This is a genomic window from Mesorhizobium sp. M7A.F.Ca.CA.001.08.2.1 (assembly GCF_003998455.1).
Lineage (GTDB): Bacteria > Pseudomonadota > Alphaproteobacteria > Rhizobiales > Rhizobiaceae > Mesorhizobium > Mesorhizobium ciceri.
In genome coordinates this window covers 1-9,179 of record NZ_RZPW01000187.1, presented here as the reverse complement: position 1 = coordinate 9,179, position 9,179 = coordinate 1, and the positions used below count along the sequence as shown (strand labels likewise).

Annotated in this window: 9 protein-coding genes and 1 pseudogene; 6 read left to right on the top strand and 4 right to left on the bottom strand. The window is 60.5% G+C overall.

Annotation, left to right across the window (positions count from 1 at the left end):
• The 4 genes from EN914_RS13620 to EN914_RS13605 form a co-directional block, all read left to right on the top strand.
• Window positions 1–581 (top strand): glycosyltransferase (locus tag EN914_RS13620; RefSeq protein ID WP_127389121.1); only part of this gene is annotated, 581 nt, incomplete at its 5' end.
• Complete coding sequence (locus EN914_RS13615) at window positions 578–1,564, top strand: GNAT family N-acetyltransferase (protein ID WP_024502354.1); 987 nt, start codon at window positions 578–580, stop codon at window positions 1,562–1,564. The genes EN914_RS13620 and EN914_RS13615, both read left to right, overlap by 4 nt.
• A 3-nt stretch (window positions 1,565–1,567) precedes the next feature.
• Window positions 1,568–2,482: a class I SAM-dependent methyltransferase gene (locus EN914_RS13610; RefSeq protein ID WP_032898868.1), complete on the top strand. Its 915-nt coding sequence runs from the start codon at window positions 1,568–1,570 to the stop codon at window positions 2,480–2,482.
• A 305-nt stretch (window positions 2,483–2,787) separates the two neighbouring features.
• Complete coding sequence (locus tag EN914_RS13605; protein WP_081714227.1) at window positions 2,788–2,964, top strand: hypothetical protein; 177 nt, start codon at window positions 2,788–2,790, stop codon at window positions 2,962–2,964.
• Here the strand turns inward: EN914_RS13605 and EN914_RS13600 are convergent, their stop codons facing one another.
• Window positions 2,965–3,528: a sigma-70 family RNA polymerase sigma factor gene (locus EN914_RS13600; RefSeq protein ID WP_013533212.1), complete on the bottom strand. Its 564-nt coding sequence runs from the start codon at window positions 3,526–3,528 to the stop codon at window positions 2,965–2,967.
• Window positions 3,529–3,819: 291 nt separating this feature from the next.
• Here EN914_RS13600 and EN914_RS13595 point away from each other — a divergent pair, with 291 nt between their 5' ends.
• Window positions 3,820–5,931, top strand: a complete 2,112-nt coding sequence (locus EN914_RS13595; RefSeq protein WP_024502352.1) for a catalase — start codon at window positions 3,820–3,822, stop codon at window positions 5,929–5,931.
• A gap of 74 nt (window positions 5,932–6,005) precedes the next feature.
• Here EN914_RS13595 and EN914_RS13590 read toward each other — a convergent pair whose 3' ends face one another.
• From EN914_RS13590 to EN914_RS13580, 3 genes are all read right to left on the bottom strand, one after another.
• Window positions 6,006–6,500 (bottom strand): hypothetical protein, encoded by a 495-nt coding sequence (locus tag EN914_RS13590; RefSeq protein WP_013533214.1) that lies wholly within the window; start codon window positions 6,498–6,500, stop codon window positions 6,006–6,008.
• Window positions 6,501–6,587: 87 nt separating this feature from the next.
• Window positions 6,588–7,883: an Nramp family divalent metal transporter gene (locus EN914_RS13585; RefSeq protein WP_024502351.1), complete on the bottom strand. Its 1,296-nt coding sequence runs from the start codon at window positions 7,881–7,883 to the stop codon at window positions 6,588–6,590.
• 253 nt (window positions 7,884–8,136) lie between these two features.
• Window positions 8,137–8,727 carry a LysE family translocator gene (locus tag EN914_RS13580; RefSeq protein ID WP_127368134.1) on the bottom strand — a complete coding sequence of 197 codons (591 nt, stop codon included), beginning with the start codon at window positions 8,725–8,727 and terminating at the stop codon, window positions 8,137–8,139.
• Between the two features lie 271 nt (window positions 8,728–8,998).
• On the opposite strand from EN914_RS13580, the pseudogene EN914_RS13575 reads away from it, so the two are divergent.
• Window positions 8,999–9,179 (top strand): annotated as a pseudogene (locus EN914_RS13575) (ATP-dependent DNA ligase); the annotation flags it as partial.

Sequence of the window (9,179 nt, the reverse complement as noted above, 5' to 3'; positions counted from 1 at the left end):
TCCAAGCACTGAACCTGCCGCAACCGAAGCGCGACTTTGCCCTGGTTCTGAGCCGGATTTGCCCGGAGAAGGGCATTCACCTGGCGCTCGATGCAGCCAAACTGGCAGGCGTTCCGCTCGTCGTCGGCGGTAAGGTCTATCCCTACGAAACGCATACGCGGTACTTTCGCGACGAGGTCCAATCTCGCCTCGATGGCCGCCGCCGCTTCCTTGGTCCGCTCGGCTTCACCGCCAAGCGACGCTTTCTCAACGCAGCGCGCTGTCTGGTCATTCCGAGCCTCGCAGCCGAGACCAGCTCGCTTGTGGCCATGGAGGCCCTCGCCTGCGGGACCCCGGTAGTCGCCTTTCCAAATGGTGCGCTTCCCGACGTCATAGAGCACGGCAGAACGGGCTTTCTCGTCGACACGGTCGACGAGATGGCCCAAGCCATTCTTGCGGCGCCCAGCTTGGATGCCGAGACATGCAGGGCGGAGGCGCGACGGCGATTTTCGCTGGAACGGATGATCTCGTCTTACATGGATGCCTATCAGGCGCTGGCACAGCTTGGCACTGGTCGCCGGCGCTTGGCTGCGACGCCGTGAGCAAAGCGGTGCTGCGCTGCGAAATCATCGGTGACCCCGCGCAGTTCGACGCCTTGACGCCGCACTGGTGGAAACTGTGGCAGCAGAGTCCCTCGGCGACGCCGTTTCAATCTCCCGCCTGGCTGGTGCCATGGTGGCACGCATTCGCACCCGGTGAACTGGCGACAGTCGCGGTCTGGCGCGGCGGGGATCTGGTCGGGCTGGCGCCGTGTTACCTGGAGCATGGGACGGCTGGTTCGAAGCTGCTTCCGGTCGGCATTTCGCTCAGCGATTATCTGGACATCCTGGCTGTCCCTGGGATCGAAGCCGAGGTTGTCGGCGTTATCGCCGAGTCGATCTTCTCGATCGGGTGGGCGCAGTGGATCTTGTCGGACTTGCCGCAGGACAGCGTCGCCCTTGCGATGAAGCATCCCGAGATGGATCGGCCGACCGCCCATGCCGCCTGCCCCGTGCTCGCCATCGCCGGCGACGAAACGCTGGCAGGCTGCGTCCCCGCAAGACGCAGACGCCAGTTGCGTCGGGCGCGCCAGGCCGCATCAAGATGCGGCCGGATTGCGCTGTCATCGGCAAGCGGCAGTCCGCAAACCTTCCTCGATCAATTGATCCGCCTGCACAATGTGCGATGGGCCGAACACGGAGGGGGGGTGTTGGCCAACCCCGCCGTCGAGCAATTCCATCGGCTCTCGCTTCCCTTGCTCGATGCTCATGGTCTGGTGCGATGCTGGCTGCTCGCGATCGATGACAGGACCATCGGTGCCTATTACGGATTTTACCACCGCGGCCGTGCCTACGCTTATCTGGGTGGGTTCGACCCTGCTTATGCCGAGGAGAGCCCGGGCGCGATCCTGATTGGCCATGCAATCGTGGAGTCGATCCGCGAAGATGCGCGCGAGTTCGATTTCCTGCGCGGCCAGGAGGCCTACAAATATGGCTGGGGCGCCGCCGACAGGTGGACGATGCGCAGGGTCTGGACGCGGAGTTGACCCATGAGTGTAACCGCACCGAAAGGCGCCCAGCGCCGGACATCGGTCAGGCTGGCGGTTGAAGACTGCATGGCCGACGGTATTTGCGCCGAAGGTGTTCTCGTCAGGCTGGCGCTCCACCTGCCGCCCACAATTGGGGCAGCGGAATTGGCGGAGGTCGTGCTGAAAGTCCGTCCGGCGGATACCGGCGACGCGGCAAGATTGCGGAAGGTCGCCGGACTGCTGCGCTGCAAACCAGACGTCTTTGCCATGTTGCGAGCGACGGGCGGCGCCGTTCGCCATGAGCGCAATGAGGACGAAACGAATGCCGCTGTCGTCATGCGGCTGGCCTCCAGCTTCGATGCCGCGGCAGCGATTTCGGGAGCCGCGAGTGTCCAACTGGCATCCTTCGGCGATGAGGAAAGGCTCACAGCCACGACCAACGAAATCGTCGCATGGCTGGAAGCGCGAGAATTCACCGGAAGGGAACGGAGCATTCTCGACATCGGTTGCGGCATCGGCCGTTTCGAGCGTGCGCTGTGCAAATCCTTCAAGCGGATGGTCGGTATCGATATATCGTCGCGAATGATCTCCATCGCCTCAGAGCAATGCGCCGCACTCGGCAATGTCGAGTTACGACAAACCTCCGGTCTCGATCTGGCCGATTTCGACGATGCCAGTTTCGATTGCGTGCTGGCGGTCGACAGCTTTCCCTATCTGGTTCTGGCCGGCATGGCAGAGCGGCATTTCGAAGAAATTGCCCGCGTTCTGAAACGGCCGGGCTGGCTCGCCTTGCTGAACTATTCCTATCGCGGATCGCTTTTCTCAGACCGCGACGATATCGGCCGTCTGGCGCAAGCTCATCAATTGCGGGTCCTCATCGACGGTGAGAAGCCGTTTCGATCATGGGATGGCAACGCTTTTTTGCTCGCTCGGTGAGACGGAACATTACAGCACGATGCCAGTTCGGACGTCGAGCAAAGGGCACCAACGAGTGTCCTCGATTCGAAGGAGGAGCGCGGGCTGGACGGCAATCGGATCAAGTCCGAAGGATTACGCCGCTAATCGATTGCCGAAGGACTGAACGCCAGCGCGCGGGCCTGTGGTCCGCGGGGCGACGAAGGAGCAAGGAAATAAACCTGTGCAAGGGTCCGCCGGTCAGCTTCTCGGCGGTGGACACAGGCTTGTAATGCCGGGCGCTTATCACCACACTACGATCAAGGGACCGCTATCAAGAGAATGTGATGTCTCGTTCGAGCGACGATACCGCGGATCCGCATGTCGAGATGGCGGTGGATCGGGAGATTGCCTCCCTGCTGGCAGCCATAGAGCAGGAAAAGATTCCGGACCGCCTCACCAAGCTGGCGATCGAATTGCAGAACGCGCTCGTCGAGAAGCGTCGGCGCGACGTGAACAACTGACTATCTGCGGCTGTCGACCTCGACGTCGAGCTGACCGTCCGACAGCTGGTTTCTCCTCTCCATCAATGTCTCCAGCGAACTCTCCCCTAGGAGTTCAAGGATGTTGGCGCGCGCACGGTTCAGGCGGCTTTTGACCGTCCCGACCGCGCAACCGCATATATCGGCGGTTTCCTCGTAGCTCACTCCCAAAACGCCGATCAGCATCAGCACCTCGCGTTGGTGTTCAGGCAGTCTTTGAATGGCGCCGTGAACTTCCCTGCTCTGAACAGTCCATTCCTGGGTGGCTTCCGAAATTGGTCTCGAAGAGGCGCAGTCGAGCAGGCCTGGCGCCTCCCGGGCAGCGATCTTGACCCGGGTATAATAGGTGTTGCGCATGATGGTGAAGAGCCACGACTTCATTCGCGTACCGGGTTCGAACTTGTCGATGTTGGCGAGACCCTTGGTCAGTGTCTCCTGCACGAGATCGTCAGCATCGTCGGGGACGCGGCAGAAGGTGCGCGCGAATGCCCGCAGGGCGGGTATCAGGTCAACGATGGAAACTTCATTGGTTTCCTGGTCGGCCAAAAGGCAGCCTCCGGATGACAATGGTCCAGCTCCCAGCAGAAAGAGTGTGTGAACGCAGCCTCAGCTAAATGCATGGAAGTTTGGTTCGTTCCTCTTGCTGGAGACAACTCTTCATAATTCTTCGCGGGCGGAGATGTCTGTCATGCGATCGGCGCATACCATCGCCGCAGCAGCGACGCCTCCTTCGACAGTGGTATCTAACAGCGTCCGCTTTTTTACGGGAACAAAGCCGTTCACCGGCAGTTTGATGGCTTGCCACTTCAACCTTCCAGTATCGATCGAGGACCTGTCATGGCCAAATCCGCTCGCCCCTCCGCTCGCCAATCGGCAAGTGGACTGGATCAGAATAGCGCGCGCGGAAATGGCGGCGAGTTGCACCAGATCGCGGGAGACGACACGCCTGTCCTTACCACGGCGCTCGGAACGCCTGTCTCCGACGACCAAAACACATTGCGGATCGGTGAACGCGGACCATCGCTGATCGAAGACTTTCACTTTCGCGAGAAGATTTTCCACTTCGACCACGAACGCATCCCGGAACGGGTCGTCCATGCCCGCGGCTATGGCGCGCATGGTTATTTCGAGACCTACGACTCACTGGCCAAATACACACGTGCCGACATTTTCCAGCGAGCTGGTGAAAAGACGCCGGCATTCGTTCGTTTCTCGACGGTTGCCGGCAACAAGGGCTCGTTCGATCTCGCCCGCGACGTGCGCGGCTTTGCGGTCAAGCTCTACACCAAGGAAGGCAATTGGGATTTGGTCGGCAACAACATTCCGGTCTTCTTCATCCAGGACGCCATCAAGTTTCCCGATCTGATCCACGCCGCCAAACAGGAGCCCGACCGTGCTTTTCCGCAGGCACAGACGGCGCACGACAATTTCTGGGACTTCATCAGCCTGATGCCGGAATCGATGCACATGGTCATGTGGATCATGTCGGATCGCGCCATCCCGCGTTCCTTCCGCTTCATGCAAGGCTTCGGTGTGCACACGTTCCGCCTCGTCAACGCCAAGGACGAATCCACCTTCGTCAAGTTCATCTGGAAACCCAAGCTCGGCATGCAATCGGTGGTCTGGAACGAGGCGGTCAAGATCAACGGCGCCGATCCCGACTTCCATCGCCGCGATCTGTGGGAGGCCATACAGGCCGGCAATTTCCCGGAATGGGAGTTGACGGTGCAACTGTTCGATCAGGCGTTTGCCGACAGTTTTGACTTCGATATCCTGGACGCAACGAAGATCATTCCCGAAGAGGTTCTCGAACCAATTCCGGTCGGTCGGCTGGTGCTCGACCGGATGCCGGATAATTTCTTCGCCGAGACCGAGCAGGTTGCATTCATGACGCAGAATGTGCCGCCCGGAATCGATTTCTCCAACGATCCGCTTCTGCAGGGCCGCAACTTCTCCTATCTCGATACCCAATTGAAACGACTGGGCAGCCCGAACTTTACCCATCTGCCGATCAATGCACCGAAGTGCCCGTTCGCCCATTTTCAACAGGACGGGCACATGGCCATGCGCAATCCGGCCGGTCGCGCCAACTATGAACCTAACTCATGGGGACTGGGACCGCGCGAGGATCCGCAGCGTGGCTTCCGTTCTTTCTCCGATGCCGAACAAGGGCAGAAAGTACGTCTGCGCGCGGAGAGCTTCGCCGATCACTACAGCCAGGCCCGGCAATTCTTCAACAGCCAGACACCACCGGAGCAGCGTCACATCGCGATGGCGCTGACGTTTGAACTGAGCAAGGTCCAGGCACCGGCGATCCGCGAACGCATGGTTTCGCATTTGTTGAACATCGATGAAACGCTGGCGACCACGGTCGCCGACAAGCTCGGCATCCGTGACATGCCCGAACCTGCCGAAGCCGCCGTTCCACCGCGCGATGACTTGCCGCCGTCGCCGGCGCTCAGCATCATCCAAAACGGGCCCGACAGTTTCGAAGGCCGCAAAGTCGGTGTCATGCTCAGCGATGGAGCCGATGTCGCGCTGTTCGAGGAACTTCGTTCCGCCATCGAAGCGGAAGGCGCGGTGATGGAGGTGGTTGCGCCCAAGGTGGGCGGCGTCGAAGCCGCCGACGGCACCCACATCGAAGCAAGGCACATGATCGACGGCGGTCCATCCGTTTTGTTCGACGCGGTGGTGCTGCTCCTCTCCGAGGCGGGCGCCGGGCTACTGGTCAAGGAGGCCGCTGCGAAGGATTTCGTGTCTGATGCGTTTGCGCATTGCAAGTTCATCGGCTTCACCTCCGGGGCCGAGCCGCTCCTGATCAAAGCAGGCGTCGCTCCCGATGCCGATGAGGGGCTGAGGCGGCTGGATTCGGCAGCTTCGGTAGCTGCGTTTGTGCAGTCATGCCGCAAACTGCGGCTCTGGGCGCGGGAGGCGGCTGTCAAACTTTGATGCGATGGCGTCAGCTGTTTCCGTTGGCGCGTCCGCACTCTTTGGTTTGCCGCCAACCCAGCCGGCACCGCGGTCTACGAGCGATCTTCCTTGCTGGACGCTTGTCGCCGCTGCTTCTCCAGGACCTCGTCGGTCCCGACCAGCTTCTTTGCTCCGCCTGAAATGGTCGTGGACACCACCGAAGGCGGATCGCTCGCCGGAAAGGAATCCTCCAACCCCGCCTGCAGTTGGTCCTCGAGCGTGCGTGGTTCTTCGGACCGGCCGGGCGTTCTGCGCGTGTCGATCTTCTCCAGCGACTGTTTCTTTTTCGGCGAATCGTTGGCGTTCCGGACCAGGGCGTAAAGCTGCTCGATCGCGAGTTCCTTGATCGTTTCGAAATCGGCCCGATCGTCCTTGGCAGCCTCGATTTGATCAACCATGGCTTTCTCGAAGCGGTCGAGGCTGTCGCCTCCGCAGGCATGGGAAAGGCGCAACAGGGCTTCGTTCAGCATCAACGGAGCGAAATGTGCTGAAGCTTCAAGCCTGAGTTGCCTTAAACGGTCCGGAGTTGCGGCCTGCAACTTTGACATGGACAACCTCCTTTCTCCCACAAGCGTCTCAACGGGATTTGACCGCCGATGTTCCACCGTGCCTGAACATCTGTCATGCCATGCGAGCTACAAGAACCAGCTTGCCACCAATCCCGCCGACGCCGCAAAAATCGCCAAGGTCGTCACGCCGCCCAGGATGTTCGTGCTTGTGCTGTTGACCTTGTCGCCCATGATCTTGCGATTGTTGGTCATGATGAGGATGAGAAGCAGCAGCGGCGGCGTTGAAAATCCTTGCACGATGCCGGACCAGACGAGAGCTTTCATCGGGTTGAAGCCGAAGAAATTGAGACCCACCGCCACCAGCGTTATGACCCCGATCGCGATGTAGAATTTGGGAGCCTGCCGGGGTTTGGCATGCAGGCTATTCTTCCATCCCATCGCCTGGGCGAAATCGAAAGCAGCGCCAGCGGTCATGATCGGCACGGCCAGGAAGCCGACGCCAATTACACCGGCCGCAAAGAGAATGCCGGCAGCGTCGCCGGCAAGCGGCCGCAGCGCTTCGGCCGCCTGTGCCGCTGTCTCGATCTGCGTGTGTCCGGCCTTGTAGAGCGTCGACCCGGTCGAAAGGATGATAAAATACATGATCAGATTGGAGAACGTCATGCCGATCAGGATATCGCGGCGGGATCGGCGCAGTTCACCCTCGGTGGCGCCTTTGCGCTCTTCGAGGCTCGTTCGACCCTTGGCGATCTCCTCCTCCACCTCCTGATTGGACTGCCACGTGTAAAGGTATGCGGAGAGAGTGGTCCCGACGATGGCGACGAGGATGGACAGGTACTCTCGGCTGAACTCGATTTGTGGCAACAGCGTGCCACGCAGGACGGAAGCGGCATCCGGTTTGGCAAGCACTGCGGAGACCACATAGGCAAGCAGAGCCAGAGCCAGCCACCGGAACACATTTCGGATCAATTTGTACGACCCGAGCACCTGCAGGGCAAAAATGACGACCGCAACGGCAGTGACGACCAACGGAGCAGGCAGCGGAACGAACAGCACAATAGCCGCCGACATGGCGCCAAGGTCGGCGGCTGCCTCGATCGTGTTGCCGATCAGCACGCCCACCAGCACGGACCATAGCAGCCAACGCGGATAGAAGTCCGATATGACCTGGAAAAGCCCGCGACCCGAAACCTGGCCAAGTTTGGATGAAAGGTAGACGACGAGATACATCATCGGCAGCGTGACAGGTGCCGTCCACAGCAGGTCGGGGCCGAACCGCGCTCCGGCGCTTGCGTAGGTACCGATGGCCGAGCAGTCGTCATCGGCCGCGCCGGTGATCAGGCCAAGCCCAAGCGCCCGAACGACGTCGCCCCCTTTTCGCCTGCTTTCCCTTTGGCCAGCATTCTCAGGCGGCTTGTTCATTGAAGGCGCGTCTTTACCGAGGCCACGCAAGAAATCATGACGAACATTCCAATCGGACGGCGATGAAGCGTTGCAGCTGCATTGAGATCGAGGTTCGAACCTCCGGTCAGGTTTTTTGTTACTGGACACGGTCCCGGCCCGCGACGGCGGCGGAGCCGAACGTCAAAGCGAATGCTCCGTTTGCCTGAAGAAGAGAATGCATGTGTCAAAGCCAGTCCTTCAGGCGACGTGGCACAAAAGCTATTTCTTGAAGTCAGCGGCTCGTACTGCCGCCGATCACCATCCGCACGCCGAGGCCGATGATGAGACAGCCGGCGAGCCGCTGCTGCCAAAGCCTTGCGCGAGGGTGCCGCATGACCCATGCGCCGACCGCGCCCGATGCCAAGGCGTAGGCTCCCAGCACCAGCACACCGGTTATCTTCTGTGTTGCGCCAAGCAGCACCAGTTGCAACGTGACGGAGCCCCTATGCGGGTCGACAAATTGCGGCAGGAACGCAACCATGAACATCAAAGGCCAGGGATTGCTCAGATTGGCGATCATTCCTTCCCGGGCGGCGGCGAGCGGCCGCAGGGCCTTGATGTCACCTGTGGGAATGGTTGCCGAGGCTGAAAGCAGCAGCCGGAAACCCAGCCACATGATATAGGCCGCCCCGGCCCATCGAAGCAGATTGAACGCCACCGGCGAGGCGTGGACAAGCGAAGACAGGCCGAATGCAATCAGCGGAAGCTGCACCAGTCCGGCGCCCAGCGTCATGCCGAGTACCGTAAACAACGCCACGCCGCGCCCGTGTCCGATGCCGCGGGCCATCACCAGCATGCTGTCGGGGCCTGGCGGCACCTGCATCAGAATGACGGTTCCGACAAAAGCTGTCCACAATGAGAGGTCGATGGGCATCTCCTTTCGCGCCGCCGATGACATCAAAGCGGCCAGCCGTCACCGGGTTCCGGCGGCAAATGAAAATGTCCATCGCGAAGGACCTGCCATGAACCCGTCAGATGGAACGCGGTGCTGTCCTGGAAGTTGAAAAGCCGGAGCCGTTCCTGAACCGGTTTTGGAGGCCTGATCCGTGCATGAACCGATAAACGCCTTCCCGCTCCCGCTGGATACGTCTCCGATGGAGGCCAGGCTTGCCGATGCAATCCCAAGGGATGGGAACCGCTGGCAGTATGAGCCTAAATGGGACGGATTCCGCTGCCTTGCTTTCAAGAGCGACGACACCGTTGACCTGCGCGCCAAATCCGGCAAGCCGCTCGGCCGCTATTTTCCGGAAATCACGGAGATCCTGCGTGACCTCA

Bases quoted from the DNA above. Each gene is read 5' to 3' on its own strand.
- EN914_RS13595 (WP_024502352.1), top strand. From the start codon at position 3,820: ATGGCCAAATCCGCTCGCCCCTCCGCTCGCCAATCGGCAAGTGGACTG.
- EN914_RS13590 (WP_013533214.1), bottom strand. From the start codon at position 6,500: ATGTCAAAGTTGCAGGCCGCAACTCCGGACCGTTTAAGGCAACTCAGG.
- EN914_RS13610 (WP_032898868.1), top strand. From the start codon at position 1,568: ATGAGTGTAACCGCACCGAAAGGCGCCCAGCGCCGGACATCGGTCAGG.
- EN914_RS13585 (WP_024502351.1), bottom strand. From the start codon at position 7,883: ATGAACAAGCCGCCTGAGAATGCTGGCCAAAGGGAAAGCAGGCGAAAA.
- EN914_RS13605 (WP_081714227.1), top strand. From the start codon at position 2,788: ATGTCTCGTTCGAGCGACGATACCGCGGATCCGCATGTCGAGATGGCG.
- EN914_RS13580 (WP_127368134.1), bottom strand. From the start codon at position 8,727: ATGCAGGTGCCGCCAGGCCCCGACAGCATGCTGGTGATGGCCCGCGGC.